Source organism: Spirosoma pollinicola, assembly GCF_002831565.1.
Lineage (GTDB): Bacteria > Bacteroidota > Bacteroidia > Cytophagales > Spirosomataceae > Spirosoma > Spirosoma pollinicola.
Map to the genome: position 1 here is coordinate 4,524,272 of NZ_CP025096.1, position 15,998 is coordinate 4,540,269.

Consider the following 15,998-nt stretch of genomic DNA (forward strand, 5'->3'; position numbering starts at 1 on the left):
AATATAATTTTGAATTTAATGCAAATAGTTACTGATTCGAATTTTTAATATCACTTCTGTTAAGAGTATTTGTTCGTTAATTGATCAGAAAAAGAAGTCGATTCGGAAATTTCATAGAACGAAGTTACTGATCAGTTAAGCTCGCGTTCATGACTTCCATCAGCTTAACAACTGTAGTAAGTCATTCTTTGACAGAGATTTTAGTATAGATATATCAGTTCTGACAAGATTATCGGCCAGTTCCTGCTTGCTTGCCTGTAGTTCAAGAATCTTTTCTTCGATTGTATTTGGGCATAGTAAGCGAATTGCCATAACGTTTTTCTTTTGACCAATTCGGTAACTTCGGTCAATAGCCTGATTTTCAACCGCTGGATTCCACCAGGGGTCTACTAAATACACATAGTCGGCCTGGGTCAGGTTGAGGCCATTACCCCCGGCTTTGAGGCTGATTAAAAATACCCGTACCGTGTCGTCGGACTGAAACCGGTTCACACTGGCGGCCCGGTTTGTGGTTTGTCCAGTAAGGTATTCGAAGCTAATCTGCCGGGTTTCTAATTGTGTCCTGATGAGGTCGAGCATGGTTACAAACTGTGAGAAGACGAGGATTTTATGGTTCGGTGATTTGTTCTCGATCTGCTCCATCAGCACGTCGATTTTCGCTGAAGAGTTTCCGTAAAATTCTTCATCGTTAAGCAGCACCGGCGAGTTGCAAATCTGGCGTAGCTTGGTAAGTCCCTGCAATACATGCAGGCGAGCCCGTGGAATATCACCTTCTTTAGTTGTCAGCAGGTAATTTCTGAACTCCTGTTCGTAAGCGTCATACACGCTCCGTTGTTCCGGCCCCATTTCGCAATGAAGTACCATTTCCGTTTTGTCGGGCAGTTCGGTGGCTACCTGTGCTTTTGTTCGGCGAAGGATGAACGGACTGATTCTGGCCTGGAGTTCGCGGGCACGTTGCCGGTCGTCAAACTTGTCGATGGGCGTTGAGTAGTGTGCTTTGAAATAATTGTAACTGCCCAACAGGCCCGGACAGGCAAACGAAAGCTGTCCATACAGGTCGAAAGTATGGTTTTCGGTGGGAGTGCCTGTCAGCACAATCTTGTTGCGCGAATGCAACAGCCGCGCTGCCTGATAGCGTTGCGATTCCGGGTTTTTTATTGCCTGCGATTCATCCAGAAAAACGTAGTTGAAGGCGTATTCTTTTAGAAAGCGAATCTCGGACAGAAGCGTGCCGTATGAGGTAAGTATAATATCATATTGATCGAACTCCTTTTTCCTCAGACTACGGTTGGCTCCATAAAATGTATGAATCGTGAGACTTGGCGCAAACCGGGCTACTTCGGCCTGCCAGTTGAACAGGAGGGAAGTTGGCACCACAATCAGGTTTGTATACGTATGATTCTTCATGCGCTGCAGCAGGATAAACGCAATGATCTGGAGTGTTTTCCCAAGTCCCATATCGTCGGCCAGACAACCGCCAAACCCCACCTCATCCAGAAAATTTAACCAGTTTAACCCTTCTTTCTGGTAATCGCGAAGCGTGGCCTGTAACTCCGTTGGCACCGCAACGGGCCGAATGGACTCAAAATCACGGAAACCTTTGGCGAACAGGGCCAACTGGTCTTTCACGTCGTTCATCAGTTCATCGTCGGTATACAACTCGCGTACACTCGAAAAGCTGACTCTGGGTGTGCGGATCTGCTCATCGACCACGTCGCCCGCCTGGAAAAAAGCCGTAAAGCGTTCGAGCCATTCGGTGGGTAATACGCCCTGGGTTCCATCGTCGAGGGTAACAAAACGGCTTTTGTTTTTTATGGCTTTGTGGAGGTGTTTGAGCGATACCCTTTGTTTGCCGTAGGTGAGGCCCAGCGAAGTTTCGAACCAGTTGAGCCCACTGCTCACATTGACTGAAACCCTGGCTTTGTTGTGGTTTAGTTTGTTGTTTCTGAGCGTATTAAAGCCAAGAATGTGAATATGCTGACTGGTCCAGGTATCAAAAGCAGATAGAAACCAGTTCTCATCCAGCACGTGTTTTTTGTGTAGATAGAAGCAGGACTGGTTCAGTTGATCGTAGAAATCAGGGTGCGCCTGAAGTACCGCCATCGTAAGTTGAATTTCGGCGGCATCGTCGCGGGTGACCGTAAACGGCTTCCCTTTGCTGTCGACGGACTGTATCTGGCGTTTAGACAGAACTGGCACTTCGACGTTTCCGTATTTGATAACGGGTGTGATCTGAACGTAGTTTTCGGAGTCTGACAGGTAAATGATCCGTTCCCGTTCCTGTATAAAGCCGCCTTCAGACAGTTGCGCGGGTGTTGCCGGTTTCAGGTAGGTGTACTTTATCTGCACCCGGTCTTCGAGCGAGGTCAGGACTGTTTGCCGAAACTCCTCATACTTCGATTGGTGAATGACGATTCGGTTATTAGTCTTGTTGAAATAATGGATAACCGGCAGATAGTCAGTGTTTTCAATAAGGTAAAGTGCATCATCGAGCAGAAGAAAGTAATCGTATCTGATAACGAGTTTATGCAACTCATGAGCGGTGCCGTTATGACTGAGTGACCCCCATATTTCGTAGAAATCACCCTCTTTTCGCACTGTTAAAGTAAGGTCGGCCTGTAGGCTTTCCAGTTTTATCGGCACGAGCGAGTGGGAAGTGATGTTTTCTGAAACACTGGCTGAGTGGTAGTAAACGCCCATTTTTAATGGGTTTTTTGCCACCAGCCGCAGGGCGGCCAGATCTATATCCTCTTTCTTTGAACGATGATGATTCTGGAATTTAGCTACTGCCGAATAGAACTTTACTTCGCTCAGGTTATCGACCTGCGTGAGTAGATCAAACGGCTGGAGCGAATGGAGCGGGTTCTTTATCCGGCCATTTTTAGCCGTATTTGCATCAAAAAGTTCAAGGCAAAAATTTTCGTAAAATCGGTGTTTCGTAAAGACCAGGATTCGTTTCAGGTTTGGGCTGGGGTCATCTATGAGCGGCCCAAATGGCGTCGCCTTCGGCAGTAACTGGGCCGTCAGGTATTCTTTATCGGCCTGATTTAGTCGAATGAGTTCCGGGCGTTTAGGGTGGATATGTATGGATTTATTCTCGATTTCTACCTGAAAAAAATCGTCGGGGAACGGCTCATTCTCTAGCCCATAGTCTTTGGCAATCCGTTTGATCGCTTCATGCCGGAGGGGTGTGTCGAAGAAGATGAGGAGTTCATTTCGCCGAATTATTGCCGATAAAACCTGTACCTGATGTGTACATAATGTGTCTTTTGGCGCAGTACAGGCACAGGACACCCGCAGTGATTGCTCTGTTTGTCTGACGACCACAAGTGGGAAATAGGCTGAGCGCGAAGCGGTAGTAAATGAGCCATGATGCAGATCAATGAGTTGTGGTACAATATCGGCGTAGTCATCTGCCGACGACACGAATCCACCACTATGTTTGGCCAGCAAACTATCTGTCAGCGTAGAAATCGTGATACCTTCCAGACAATAGATGGGTTTTTCATTGGGGATATCACGTCTATCCGGCTGAATGGGCATTATCGTTTCTTTTTTTATTACAACAGGAAGGGTACATTGAGATAATCATTCTGCTTACCTACTTCTCAAAAACTTGCCGGAACATTCTGTTTATTTCCTTTTCAGCTGGATGATTTCGCAGGAAGATGACAGATGAATAAACTCGTTCGTCGGGGTTTTTGTGATCAAGTTTCACAAAAGCGTCTTTGCTCACTCGAAGATACGAACTGTGAAAAAGCCTGTTTCTGGCTGCCTCTTGCTCATCGTCTAAGCTACAGACATAATTAATCAACGCAGTGGGCGATGCTTCAAAAGTGAGCAGGAGAGCTTTTATAACAGTTTGTTCAACACGTGGATCTTTATGTTGAATCTGTCCTGCCAGATGGGTTATCGAAAAAGAGTAAACGGCATTAACAAAAGACGACTCAAACAAATAGTCTGAGTCGTCTGTAAAGCTTATTTTATAAAGTATTCCAAAATCTGTCTCAAAAGTGACCCCGTTCTCAGCGTCCTTCAGCAGGTACGGTAAAGGGCTCAACAAACTTAACTCCGGCTGGTTTTTTGGTTTCATCGCCACTCTTTAAGTACTCCTGAACACGTCTTTTTTTATCTAACATCTCCCGGGCGAAGTTCTTCGGGCATTCTACTGTTGTTGCCATAACCTGTAGATGTTTACGTGGAAAATCGGTAGATCTTGTGCAAGATACTAACGATTGCGGGTTGCCGCAACTTGCCGTTTCTATCTGTCTTGTTGGGCGTTGCCGTTTCTTTTATTGCCGTTAAATGCAAGCGTAACTAAGGCATTACAACATAACCTCGGTCATGGGCTCATCAAGATCACCGGGTTTGGGCTGGTAGCGAATAACGCGTTCGCCAATCAGAAGAATGACCAGGCCAAGGATAACACAAACCGTCATAACACCCACCATCGGGATCGCCGTATTGTTATGCAAGACGCTAACGGCCGCTGAAATAATGGAGCCAAAACCCATACGAAAACTGCCCATCAAAGCCGCAGCACTACCAGCATGACGGGAAAAAGGTGCCAGCGACAGAGCCGATGCATTGGGGTTTGTCATGCCTTGCCCGCCCAGAAATAGAAATAGCATCCCGATAAGACCAAACAGACCATACCAGCCCGCCCAGGTGCCAATAACCAAAAGCAGCCCGACAATAGATTGATAAATCAGGGTTGTAAAGATGATCTGCTCATTACTGAACCGTTTTAGCAAAAACCGATTCAATTGCGTTGGGCCAATCATGGCGATGGCCAGAAAGGCAAAAATCCAGCCGTATTGCTGTTCGCTGACGTGATAAATGGTCATGAACACATCAGAAGAGCCTGCTAGATAAGCGAACGGGGCGGCCGTGGCAATGCCCCCTACGAGCGAATACGTCAGAAATTGGGGCTGTTTCAGTACGGTAAAAAAACTGCCCATAACCGCCTTCGGACGTAAGGATAGAGCCGGGTCGGGTTGTTTGCCGTCGGGTAAGAAAAAAAAGACACCAACCAACATCAAAGCCGCTACGACAGCCAGAATGATAAAAATAGAATGCCAGCCAAACGCTATCGTCGCATACCCACCCACCGTTGGGGCTATCATAGGCGACACGGCAATAACCAGCGTGAGCAACGAGAATACCTGTGCGATCTGGTTAACGGGAAATAAATCGCGCACCAGCGCCTGGGCGGCTACCAGCCCAACGCAACCACCCAGCGCCTGTAAAAGCCGCATCAGGATGAGCATATCGATGGACGTACTTAACGCACAGCCCACCGATGCGGCTATGTACACGAGTAAACCCGCATAGAGCGGCAACTTGCGCCCAAACCGATCCAATAACGGGCCGTATAGAAGTTGCCCTACCGAAATGCCGACTAAATAAGCCGTTAACGAGAGCTGAACCTGCGAAATGGGCGTGTGCAGGTCTTTGGCAATAGCCGGAAATCCCGGCAAATACATGTCGATAGAAAAAGGACTGATAGTAGACAGAATGCCCAAAATCAGAATACTAATAAAGTGTTGTCGGCGAGTCATGCACGCAAAGAGGAGGTCCTGCTTTAAATACGTGTTCCGGGAAACTATTGTTCCCATTGGGTGCGCTGCCTACTCTGTCACGGGCGTATATTGCGCCAAATTCCAACCCCCGAATCGTTTATGCAACTTCGTCTTCTTCTAATATTGCTCTGTGGCCTTGCGCTGGTAAGTTGTAAGAAAGCGGACACCGCGCCCGATCTGGCGGCCACTGTTGTGGGTACGTATACACTTTCCTCGTTCAGTACAACCGGCACACAACCCATTGCCATTACCGATGTTACGAGCGGCACTGCTGTAGCCACGCGAAACGGGAATGCACTAACCAATGTAGTGTTCGCTATCAATTTTGTGGGGAAAGCCGCAGGTGTAGAAGCAAAATTGTCGCAAAGCCAGCCGATCGAATTAACCCAGTCGGGAAGCAACATTGATCTGTACTCGGGCACCACAAAGGTGGGTACGTATAGTAATAAAGTGATTACCGTTTCCAACTACAATGTTAGCGGCTTCACCGTGAATTTTACGGCGACGAAACCGTGAGAGCGTTGATTTTAACAGGGTCAGGAAAATGTGCCAATATATTCACGCCTTGACTTAGACTCAGGTTGAAGAGGAACGTTTTTTAACTTCACAGTTCATGCAGATTGATACACGTTAATCCGGCAATAGCCTGAAAGTCTTTGGTGTTGCGGATGATAATGGTTCGGCCATGTACCAAAGCCGTAGCTGCAATAATGGCATCGGGAAGTTTTATTTTCAAATTCTTACGCAGGCCTATACAAGCATCAATAATGGCGTTGGTGTCTATTAAATACCGCGATCCCATTCGTTGCGGCTTTGAGTTACGTGTTCCTGCATTTTTTCGCCTTCTTCGTGGCTAAGTGTACCGAAAAAATCGGAAGGTTTTCGTTTTAGGGCTTCCAGTGTTTTCAAATCCTGGTGTTTTGCCGTGATGCTGTTCCAGTCCTCAATGGGTATCACGATGGCCGTATGTCTGCCCTGGGCATCGGAAAGATACTGTACGTTCATGATAAGAAGCGTCTAATGTATTCGTAAAAATAGGCAATACACCCCTTTAAAACCAATTCAGTTATAGAGGCCTGCCTACTTCGCTTTCCAGCTATTATTGCTTTCGTCGGCATCCATGAAAATGCCGCCTTGCAGCGATACCGACTGGATTTTCTTTTTCGTCGGAATTTTCACAATTGCCTGTTTCTGATTTGTTTGCCAGATTGCCGGGGTCTGATGGATGGTTTCGGTAGTGCCATCGGCAAATGTCAGGACAACATCGACCGGTGCTACGTAGCCACCAATATTCTGAATGGTGATGGTCGATTGAGCCGCTGTGGAAACGACGTTCTGAATGGCGAAGTCGATGTAGTTGTTGCTGAAAAACCAGTTGTTCCAGAACCAGTTCAGGTCTTTGCCCGATGCACTGTTGAAGCTGTAAAACATGTCCCAGGGAGTGGGATGCTTGCCGTGCCAGCGATTCATAAACTCAAGCAGACTTTTCTTAAACTCTGCATCGCCTAACAACTCTTTGAGAGCCAGATAACCAATGGCCGCTTTCCCATACTCGTTGTTGCCCATAGCGGCTCCGCTTAGTACGTTGGCTGGCGTTATGATCGGCAAATACTGCTCTGCCGACGGATCTTTGATCCAGCCTCTAACCCGAAACAACTGGAAGTTTTTTGTGGCCTGCTCGTTCCCTAAATCGGCCTGGCTGATCAGGTATTCAAAGGCCGTAACCCAGCCCTCATCCATAAAGCCGTAGCGTGTTTCGTTAATGCCCATATAGAACGGGAACCACGTATGGGCAATCTCGTGCTCGGCTACAAAACGCGAGAAATTCAAATCGTTCGTTGTCCCGTCGTTCACCATCATAGGGTATTCCATATCGGCAAATCCCTGAACGATAGTTGTTTTTGGATATGGGTAGGGAACCCCGGGTGTATTGTTTGAGAACCAATCCAGCGAGTGCCGCCCGAAACTAACCATTTGATGGAAATCTTTGGCCGTATCCAGAAAAGCCGCCTGTACGCTCGACCGCCGGTTCGTTTTCTTGTCCACCACTACGCTCGACGCATCCCAGACATAATGATTACTGATGCACAAAGCCATGTCGGGAACGTAGCTGGCTTTCCATTTCCAGGCGTTGACAGGCTGTTGGGTCGTCACGTTTTTTGCCATTAAATCGGCCAGTGTTGCTACGTGAATCAGCGAGTCTGTTTGAAGGGATTCGCTCAGGCGCTTGGCATAGGTGGGTTGCAGTACTTCGGTTGCGTTCTGCAAATCGCCGGTGGCCCACACGATGTAATCTTTCGGCACGTTGACCGTGAGGGTATAGTCGTTGAAGTCGTTATAAAATTCCTGTGCTTCTGTAAACGTGGTGCGATCCCAGCCATAATAGTCGTCCATAACGGCCACTCGGGGGTAGAAATAAGCCAGAAAAAACGTCGTCGAATCGAGCGCGCCTTCGCGCCCGCTTTCAACAGAAACATCATAATGCCAGTCGAACGAGAGTTTTACGGAGTCGTGGGGCATAACCGGCTTGTTCAGCGAAACCTGTCTTTGCGTAGCTGTTCCGGCATCCCGCCAGGGTTTTACGGTATTGTTCTCCGTGTATTTGTCAATTGAAATGCCCGACGTCAGGTAGTCTGTTGACACTGGCGATTGGCGGGCTGAGCCGGGTTTGTGGCTATTAAGAATCAGCTTGAAAACGAGTGTTTTAAGTGTATCCGGACTGTTGTTAATATAAGTGATTTCTTCTGTGCCGCGTATGGTTCGATTGGGTGGCATAGCGTTAATGGTGATGTTGTAGCGGGCAAAATTCTGCCAGTAATTTTTACCGGGCTTGCCATCCATCGAACGCGTTCCTTTCTGATAGGCCTGCTTAACATTACGCGGCATATACAAATTCTGGGCATTGGCGGCTCCGGCCAATAGGGTTATAGAAAAAGCTAAAATCAGTGATTTCATTGTATTGTGCTGACGGGTTGGTTCCGTAATAGATGCAGTTTATGAGTCGTTGCAAGCTAATAAAAAGAACTTTGTCTACGTCAGGAATGGGAAGAACGGTATGATAAAAAGCGTCAGGGAAAGGCGATGGATAAGACTAACAAATTGATGGAACGGTGGTTTACTGGGAAATAGATGTTTTCTAAAACAGATCATAAATAGCTGGACAAAAACGTTTTCTTTATGGAACTACAGCCTTTCAGGATTTCTATTCAGCAGCAAACGCTCGATGACCTGCGTGAGCGATTGGCCCATACACGCTGGCCTGATGAGATAAACGGAGCCGGGTGGTCATATGGCACTAACCTGGCTTATCTTAAAGAACTGACTGACTATTGGCAACATCATTTCGACTGGCGGAAACAGGAAACTATGCTTAATCAATTGCATCAAGCCAAAACGACAATTGATGGGTTGGGTGTTCACTTTATTCATGAACACGGGAAGGGGCCGAAACCATTGCCGATTATTTTGTCGCACGGCTGGCCAGACTCGTTTTTTCGGATGTATAAACTCATTCCGCTGCTTACTGACCCGGAAGCAAATGGAGGTAGTGCCGAAGATGCGTTCGATGTAGTGGTACCGTCAATTCCGGGCTATGGTTTTTCGGATCGACCAAAGGAGAAGGGCTTTAATCAACAACGTATTGCCGAAATATTCAGTCAGTTAATGACTCAAGTCCTTGGCTACCCTAAGTTTGGCGCTCACGGTGGCGACTGGGGGAGTAGCATCACGGAGCAGATTGCCTTTGCACACCCCGATTCCCTGGTGGGTATTCACCTAACCGATATTCCCTTCATGCACCTGTTTACAGTAAAGCCCGACGATCTGACCCCCGAAGAGCAGGCGTATATGAAAGCGGGCCAAGCATGGCAAATGAGTGAAGGAGCTTATGCCCTGATTCAATCTACGAAACCACAAACGCTGGCCTACGGCCTGAGCGATTCGCCGGTTGGTTTGCTGGCTTGGATACTGGAAAAATTTCATATCTGGAGTGACACGAACGGGGATGTAGAAAGCAAGTTTACAAAAGATGAGCTATTGACAAACGCAACCATTTACTGGGTAACGGAAACGATCAATTCGGCCAATCGACTGTACTATGAATCGCAGCACAATCCACCACAAACCGGTGCCTCAAGAACTGACGTACCCACAGGTATCGCACTATTTCCCAAAGATCTGATCAAGCCGCCCAAAGCGTTTGCCGACCGGTTTTTCAATGTTCAACGCTGGACAGAAATGTCTAAAGGCGGGCATTTTGCAGCGCTGGAAGAACCGGAACTTCTGGCAGAAGATATTCGGGCATTTTTTCGGCCATTGCGGTCGGGGGTTTAGCTAACGAAGAATATAGAATAGACCATTATTCTATATTCTTCATTAATATCACCGCTTAGCTCGCGTCTTTATCGGCGAAGCCACTGTGCCTCTATCCATGCCAGCTTCGGCAAGCAACACCAAGAGGATGCGCTGCATACCCAGATACCCTTTGTCATTCAGCCACCATTCATTAAGCGAATGCTCGCCACCGCCGATTCCACCACTGCCGATGGTGATGGCCGGAATGCCTAACGCAATGGGCGTGTTGGCATTCGTAGATGCGACATCCAATTGAGGGACTGCGTTCATATAGGTCGTTGCGGCCATAGCCCGCTGAACAATGGCCGAGGAAGGGTCAGTTTTCCCCGATGGCCGATCGCCAATCTTCTTGACGTCGACCGTTAAGTCGGGTCCCTGCCGTTTGATACCGTTTTCTTCTGCCAGTGCCCGTTTAACAGCCGCTTGCAGCAATTGATCAACCTCGTTGAGTTTTTCGGGACTTTCGGACCGCATGTCGATTTCCATCCACGATTCGTATGGAATGGCATTAACAGAGGTGCCTCCGCCTATCACGCTGACACTGTAGGTCGTTTTAACACCCTGCCGCGTGGCTTTATCCGCTTCGGTAGTAAAATAATAAATGGCCTTTCCCTGCGCACTGTGTGGGTTAACGATACCGAACGAGCCGTAAGAATGCCCACCGGGCCCTTTGAACGTAACCCGGTAGCGATGCGAACCCAGGCCACCATGAACAATACTGCTAATACCATCGCCATCGACGGCAATATATGAATCGACTTTTGGACCACCTTGCCGCAACAAATGTTTTACGCCCCTAAGGTCGCCCAGTCCCTCTTCGCCCACCGCGCCAACAAATAGTACGTCGGCATCTGTTTCAATGCCGGCTTTCTCCATGCCTTTCAAAACGGCTAGTATCGCAGCCAGCCCACGGGTATCATCACCCACACCGGGCGCGTACAGGGTATCGCCTTTCTGCTTGATTTTTACGTCGGTTCCTTCCGGAAAAACGGTGTCCAGATGCGACTCGACAACTACCGTTTTCTTGCCGGATCGTCCTTTCCGTTTGGCAATCACATTGTTTACCTCGTCAATCCATACCGAATCGGCACCGGCTTCGCGCATCATGGCCGCGAATTTTTTGGCCCGTACATCTTCCTTGAAGGGGGGCGAAGGCGTTTCGACCAGATTACGATGGTCCTGACTCGTTTGAGGCTCCAGGTCGATGAAAATCTGGAATGCTTTTTTTACGGCGGGCTGATCGGCCAAAGCCTTCACTTCGTCCATATAGCGCTTGTCAATACCAGACGGTGACGAAGTTTTTGGCTTTGTTGACTGAGCCAGTATTGGTTGGGTCGTGATATGAAGGGTGGTTAGGGCGAGTACAAAAAGAGTTGATATTCGCTGCATCGGGAGGGCGTAAGCCATAATAACGTGTTGAAAGAAATATGAAATTAGATTATTTGCTGATGATGAGTTTTGTTCTGACTTTTAGATTATTATTATGGTAAAAACTCATTGTAACGTTCGTAAAGTTATTCTTTATTCTGCTAAATGAAGAAACACATACTTTCTCTTTTATCTGTTTGCGCGCTTCTGACTGCCTCTGTCAATGCACAGTCGTTCAAGGCCAGGCACCTACAGGAAGCTACCGTATCCAGTCTGCATGACGCCATGCAAGCGGGAAAACTGACCGCCGTGCAACTGGTTCAGCTCTATCTGGATCGGATTGCGGCCTATGACAAGCAGGGGCCTTACCTGAATGCCATCATCATGGTCAATCCCAAAGCGTTATCCGAAGCCCGTCGGCTCGATTCGCTTTTTAAGATTACCGGCAAAATGGCAGGACCGCTGCATGGTATACCGGTCATTGTGAAAGACAATTACGACACCTACGACATGCCAACAACCAACGGCACACTGGCCATGAAGACGTCGATTCCGCCCGATGATGCTTTCGTTGTGCGGAGAATTCGGGAAGCCGGGGCCATTATTATTGCGAAGTCGAATCTGGCCGAATTTGCCATGTCGGGGCAGTTTTCGGTAAGTTCTATTTTGCCGGGCTATTCACGAAATCCGTATGATACGAAACGGACAACGGCCGGGTCGAGCGGGGGAACGGCGGCTGCGGTCACGGCCAATTTTGGTGCCATTGGACTCGGTACCGATACCGGAAGCTCTATTCGGGGACCAGCCTCTCACCAAAGTCTGGTTGGGTTCCGACCAACGCTGGGCCTTGTCAGTCGCGATGGCATTGCGCCGTTGGCCATGACTAACGATACCGGCGGGCCCATTTGCCGAACTGTAGAAGACGCTGTGCGTGTGCTCGATGTAATTGCGGGGTATGACAAGGCCGACACCGTAACGAAGCATAGTGCGGGTAAAATTCCGCAAACCTATCGGCAGTTTCTGGACAAAAATGGGCTGAAAGGAGCTCGTATTGGCGTTTTTCGGCAAATGGTTATGCCGAAAAATTCAGACCCCCAGGTTTATGCCCTGTTCAATAAGGCGCTGGATGAACTTCGGGCTGCCGGAGCTATCGTAATCGATTCGGTTCGGGTGCCCGAGTTGGATACGATCAATAAATCCTTTGATACGATTCCGCAGTTACGACGCGATTTCAATCTGTATCTGGCTAGTTTGGGGCCAAATGCTCCGCACAAAACGCTGGCGTCCATTATCAAATCGAAGCAGTTTCACCCCTATCTCGAAAAGTCATTGCTGGATGCACAGGCCGACACGCTGGCTCCCGAAGCGCATAAAGGCTGGGCTAAAAATCTGGCATTGCGCGAACAATTACGCCAGTTGTTACTTCGGGCTATGGATTCGACGCAGGTGGATGTGCTGGTGTATCCGTCGTTCAGCTACCCGCCCCGGCTAATCGGTGATTTGAATACGCCTTCAGGAACGAACAACAATGCGTTATCGCCCCCAACTGGGTTTCCGGCTTTTTCGGTTCCTATGGGCTTTACGTATGAGAATTTGCCAGCCGGTTTGCAGTTCTTCGGTCGGCCGTTTAGCGAGCCAACGCTCATCCGATTAGCCTATGCATACGAGCAAGCCACGCACCACCGCCGACCGCCCGACAGCACACCAGTTCTGTCGAAACGGAAGCGCAAAGCTGAGACTATTCAGTAATGTTCTCAAATCCTCATTGAGTTGACGTTTAGACAGGCTCGAGAATAGTGGATTGAATTAGCATAAAAAAAAGGATTTAACCACAGAGACGGTCCGCCGATGCGGCACGGAGAACAAAGAGGTTCGAAAGGATAGAAAGTTACCCAATAAACCTCTCTGTTCTCCGTGCCGCATCGGCGGACCGTCTCTGTGGTTAAATCCTTTTATGTTTATTGTTCACGTTATAAAGCATAAGCCCGCAGAAAATAACATCTGCGGGCTTATGTATTTTTGAGAAACAGCAAGTGAATTTTTATATGCCCAGCGGGCCACCCAGCGTGACGTTCGAATCCGAACCGGGTATATGACGGCTGGCGTGATGACTGCCGGGGTGCTTTTCTTCCTCTTCTTTAGAGCGGTTGTTGACAAACGATTCAGCCAGAATTGTCAATTTGCGATCTTCTTCTTTCTCCTCTTCCAGCGTTTTGGCGAGCAACTCTGCCGACTGGCTGAAGTCGAGTGTTTTGGCTAATGTCAGCAGGGAGCCATAGGCTGCAATTTCGTAATGCTCAATCTTTTGAGCGGCAATAATAAGGCCGGCATCGCGTGTAAGGGAGCCTGGCTCGGTTTCTGAAATAACTCGTTTGGCATCACTGATCAGTCCGTCGATGGTGTCGGATGTGTGTGTGGCTACTTTTATGCCAATAATCCTGAAAATCTCTTCCAATCGCTCTACCTGTACCCGACTTTCGTTTTGATGATTAATAAAAGCACTTCCTACCTCGTTGGTTGTACTGGCTTCTGCCTGGTCGCCCAGCGCATCGACGGCCCGCTTCTCGGCATAGTAGACGCTTTTTAATTCACTAATAAACAGGTCCCGTAATCCTTCGTCTGTATTGGAATCGTTTCCACTAAAAAAGCTTGCGATTCGATCTGCCAGGGCTGCCATAATTTTTAAATGATTTAATGTTTATTGTTTTATCGAAAAACGTACCGCCAAATCTATGCCATATGCTGATTATCTGATACATAGGGTATTATTTTTACTAGCCTATGGTTATAATTTTCTACAAAATACGTAGCGAATTATCAACCACTGTCATACCGAAATGTAATCCAGGTAACGATAATGTCATCGTTAAGTAAGCAATAGTTTTGCCCCTAAAAATAGACTATTTGTGCATATAAGTTTATTGATTTCGGTCACTCGATAAGCTGACATTAGTAGCCTGCCGCCTGGCCATCCTTGCGCATTTCTGTGGCTCCTCTATAAATTCGATTAACAGGGTCCCACAGGATAGCCTGATACCCGCCGAAGAAATCGGTTGGAACCAAATGGTGACCTCGCTTTTCCAGTTCTGTTCGTACCTGTGCCGAGATGCCGCTTTCTAACGCCAGTCGGCCACCATCTGTCATCAGCGTACCAATGGGTTCGCTACTCCCCGAATGACTAAACCGGGCCGCATCCCCCGCTTCCTGTACATTCATGCCGAAGTCGATGATGTTGCACAATACCTGTAAATGGCCCTGTGGTTGCAGGGCACCCCCCATGACGCCAAAGCTCAAAAAGGGCTCTCCATTTTTGACGACGAAACCGGGAATTATCGTGTTAAAGGGCCGCTTTCCCGGTGCATAAACATTCGCGTGATCGGGCTTCATCGTGAAACTTGTACCCCGATTGTGAAAGACGAAGCCCAGCCCATCGGGAACCATACCGCTGCCAAACTCCAGCATATTGCTTTGAATCAGCGAAACCATATTACCCTCCGCATCGGCCACAGTCAGGTATACCGTATCGCCAGCGCGGAGGGCCGGGTCACCAGCATCCAGATGCTCAGAGGCTTTTTTAAGATCAATTAATTTTCGGCGGGAAGTTGCGTAATCTTTCGTAAGTAACCAGTTGATCGACGATTTAGCAAAGTCGGGATCAGCATAGAATTTGGCCCGGTCTTCGAAAGCCAGCTTTTTGGCTTCAACCAGCACGTGCAGATACTCGGCGCTATTATGCCCCATGCTTTTCAGGTCGAAACCTTCCACGATGTTCAGCATTTGCAGAACGGAAATTCCCTGGCCGTTGGGTGGTAATTCAAAAACGTCGTACCCTCTGTAGTTCGTCGATATCGGATCAACCCATGTACTCTGATGGGTGGCTAAGTCAGCTTTGCGAAGATACAACCCTGTTCGACGGGCGTAACGGTCAATGGCGTCGGCTATAGTTCCCTTGTAAAATGCATCCCGCCCGCCTTTCGCCAGTTTCTCGTAAGTAGCGGCAAGGTCTGGATTACGAAATACCTGACCTTCAGTGGGTGCTTTCCCATCGATCAGAAACGTTCGGCGAAAATTGTCAAACTCCTGGACAACGGCTTCGCTGGCCGCCAGACGGGCTGCGGCTACCTGCCATGAATAGGCAATCACCTGCGGAACGGGAACGCCTTCGCGGGCGTAGCGAATGCCCGGGGCCAGCAGCATTTGCATGGGTAACTTGCCAAAACGCTTGTGCAATGTAAACCAGCCATCGACTGTTCCGGGTACAGACACCGATAGGGGGCCATACAGAGGAATCTGCGGCTGTTTCTCCAGTACTGTATGTAAGGCATCGAATGACAGCCCTTTGGGTGAGCGGCCACTGGCATTGAGACCATATAGTCTGCGGTCTTTCGCCGACCAGACAATAGCAAACAAATCGCCACCAATACCACCGTTATTGGGTTCTACTACGCCCAGAGCGGCATTGGCGGCAATAGCGGCATCGACGGCAGTACCGCCCTGTTTGAGAATGTCCAGGGCAATTTGGGTAGCCAGCGGATGACTGGTGGCTACCATGCCATGACGGCCCAATATGGGACTTCGGGTAGCGAAATTAGGCCCTGTAATCCGGTCACCCTTGCCAGTCAATTGGGCGTAGATTGGAAAGGCAGCAAACCAGATCAGTCCTAAACAATAGGCAAGGCCACGGATATTCATGTA

12 protein-coding genes are annotated in these 15,998 nt (G+C 48.4%); 3 read left to right on the forward strand and 9 right to left on the reverse strand.

All coding sequences use genetic code 11. The features are described 5' to 3' along the window. Positions 1-159 precede the first annotated feature (159 nt). The 3 genes from CWM47_RS18910 to CWM47_RS18920 all read right to left on the reverse strand — a co-directional run bounded on the left by CWM47_RS18910 (position 160) and on the right by CWM47_RS18920 (position 5,561). The gene (locus CWM47_RS18910; protein ID WP_100989782.1) at positions 160-3,543 is read right to left on the reverse strand and encodes a DEAD/DEAH box helicase; all 3,384 of its coding nucleotides are present in this window, start codon (positions 3,541-3,543) and stop codon (positions 160-162) included. Between the two features lie 58 nt (positions 3,544-3,601). Further along, entirely contained in the window at positions 3,602-4,093 is a 492-nt protein-coding gene (locus CWM47_RS18915; RefSeq protein WP_100989783.1) for a DUF6169 family protein, read from the reverse strand. A gap of 232 nt (positions 4,094-4,325) precedes the next feature. Continuing rightward, positions 4,326-5,561 carry a Bcr/CflA family multidrug efflux MFS transporter gene (locus tag CWM47_RS18920; protein ID WP_100989784.1) on the reverse strand — a complete coding sequence of 412 codons (1,236 nt, stop codon included), beginning with the start codon at positions 5,559-5,561 and terminating at the stop codon, positions 4,326-4,328. Positions 5,562-5,681: 120 nt separating this feature from the next. Here CWM47_RS18920 and CWM47_RS18925 point away from each other — a divergent pair, with 120 nt between their 5' ends. Further along, positions 5,682-6,098 (forward strand): hypothetical protein, encoded by a 417-nt coding sequence (locus CWM47_RS18925; protein ID WP_100989785.1) that lies wholly within the window; start codon positions 5,682-5,684, stop codon positions 6,096-6,098. Between the two features lie 88 nt (positions 6,099-6,186). Here CWM47_RS18925 and CWM47_RS18930 read toward each other — a convergent pair whose 3' ends face one another. The 3 genes from CWM47_RS18930 to CWM47_RS18940 form a co-directional block, all read right to left on the reverse strand. Then, a complete protein-coding gene (locus CWM47_RS18930; protein WP_100989786.1) occupies positions 6,187-6,384 on the reverse strand; it encodes a PIN domain-containing protein in 198 nt (65 codons plus the stop codon). After that, a complete protein-coding gene (locus tag CWM47_RS18935) occupies positions 6,366-6,587 on the reverse strand; it encodes a hypothetical protein (protein ID WP_100989787.1) in 222 nt (73 codons plus the stop codon). Before CWM47_RS18935 ends, CWM47_RS18930 begins: the two co-directional genes overlap by 19 nt. A 75-nt stretch (positions 6,588-6,662) precedes the next feature. Then, a complete protein-coding gene (locus tag CWM47_RS18940; RefSeq protein WP_100989788.1) occupies positions 6,663-8,537 on the reverse strand; it encodes a M1 family metallopeptidase in 1,875 nt (624 codons plus the stop codon). Between the two features lie 222 nt (positions 8,538-8,759). Here CWM47_RS18940 and CWM47_RS18945 point away from each other — a divergent pair, with 222 nt between their 5' ends. Continuing rightward, the gene (locus CWM47_RS18945; protein WP_100989789.1) at positions 8,760-9,914 is read left to right on the forward strand and encodes an epoxide hydrolase family protein; all 1,155 of its coding nucleotides are present in this window, start codon (positions 8,760-8,762) and stop codon (positions 9,912-9,914) included. 48 nt (positions 9,915-9,962) lie between these two features. Here CWM47_RS18945 and CWM47_RS18950 read toward each other — a convergent pair whose 3' ends face one another. Continuing rightward, positions 9,963-11,342 (reverse strand): M20/M25/M40 family metallo-hydrolase, encoded by a 1,380-nt coding sequence (locus CWM47_RS18950; RefSeq protein WP_240625338.1) that lies wholly within the window; start codon positions 11,340-11,342, stop codon positions 9,963-9,965. A 126-nt stretch (positions 11,343-11,468) separates the two neighbouring features. Here CWM47_RS18950 and CWM47_RS18955 point away from each other — a divergent pair, with 126 nt between their 5' ends. After that, positions 11,469-13,052 (forward strand): amidase family protein, encoded by a 1,584-nt coding sequence (locus CWM47_RS18955; RefSeq protein WP_100989791.1) that lies wholly within the window; start codon positions 11,469-11,471, stop codon positions 13,050-13,052. A gap of 292 nt (positions 13,053-13,344) precedes the next feature. On the opposite strand, the gene CWM47_RS18960 is transcribed toward CWM47_RS18955, so the two are convergent. Together CWM47_RS18960 and ggt are read right to left on the reverse strand one after the other, a co-directional pair. Then, positions 13,345-13,980, reverse strand: a complete 636-nt coding sequence (locus CWM47_RS18960) for a YciE/YciF ferroxidase family protein (protein ID WP_100989792.1) — start codon at positions 13,978-13,980, stop codon at positions 13,345-13,347. A 272-nt stretch (positions 13,981-14,252) separates the two neighbouring features. Then, the gene (gene ggt / locus CWM47_RS18965; protein WP_100989793.1) at positions 14,253-15,995 is read right to left on the reverse strand and encodes a gamma-glutamyltransferase; all 1,743 of its coding nucleotides are present in this window, start codon (positions 15,993-15,995) and stop codon (positions 14,253-14,255) included. Between the last annotated feature and the right edge of the window lie 3 nt (positions 15,996-15,998).

Coding starts and splice junctions, on each gene's coding strand:
- CWM47_RS18910 (WP_100989782.1), bottom strand. CDS start 3,543: ATGCCCATTCAGCCGGATAGACGTGATATCCCCAATGAAAAACCCATC.
- CWM47_RS18915 (WP_100989783.1), bottom strand. CDS start 4,093: ATGAAACCAAAAAACCAGCCGGAGTTAAGTTTGTTGAGCCCTTTACCG.
- CWM47_RS18920 (WP_100989784.1), bottom strand. CDS start 5,561: ATGACTCGCCGACAACACTTTATTAGTATTCTGATTTTGGGCATTCTG.
- CWM47_RS18925 (WP_100989785.1), top strand. CDS start 5,682: ATGCAACTTCGTCTTCTTCTAATATTGCTCTGTGGCCTTGCGCTGGTA.
- CWM47_RS18930 (WP_100989786.1), bottom strand. CDS start 6,384: ATGGGATCGCGGTATTTAATAGACACCAACGCCATTATTGATGCTTGT.
- CWM47_RS18935 (WP_100989787.1), bottom strand. CDS start 6,587: ATGAACGTACAGTATCTTTCCGATGCCCAGGGCAGACATACGGCCATC.
- CWM47_RS18940 (WP_100989788.1), bottom strand. CDS start 8,537: ATGAAATCACTGATTTTAGCTTTTTCTATAACCCTATTGGCCGGAGCC.
- CWM47_RS18945 (WP_100989789.1), top strand. CDS start 8,760: ATGGAACTACAGCCTTTCAGGATTTCTATTCAGCAGCAAACGCTCGAT.
- CWM47_RS18950 (WP_240625338.1), bottom strand. CDS start 11,342: ATGGCTTACGCCCTCCCGATGCAGCGAATATCAACTCTTTTTGTACTC.
- CWM47_RS18955 (WP_100989791.1), top strand. CDS start 11,469: ATGAAGAAACACATACTTTCTCTTTTATCTGTTTGCGCGCTTCTGACT.
- CWM47_RS18960 (WP_100989792.1), bottom strand. CDS start 13,980: ATGGCAGCCCTGGCAGATCGAATCGCAAGCTTTTTTAGTGGAAACGAT.
- ggt (WP_100989793.1), bottom strand. CDS start 15,995: ATGAATATCCGTGGCCTTGCCTATTGTTTAGGACTGATCTGGTTTGCT.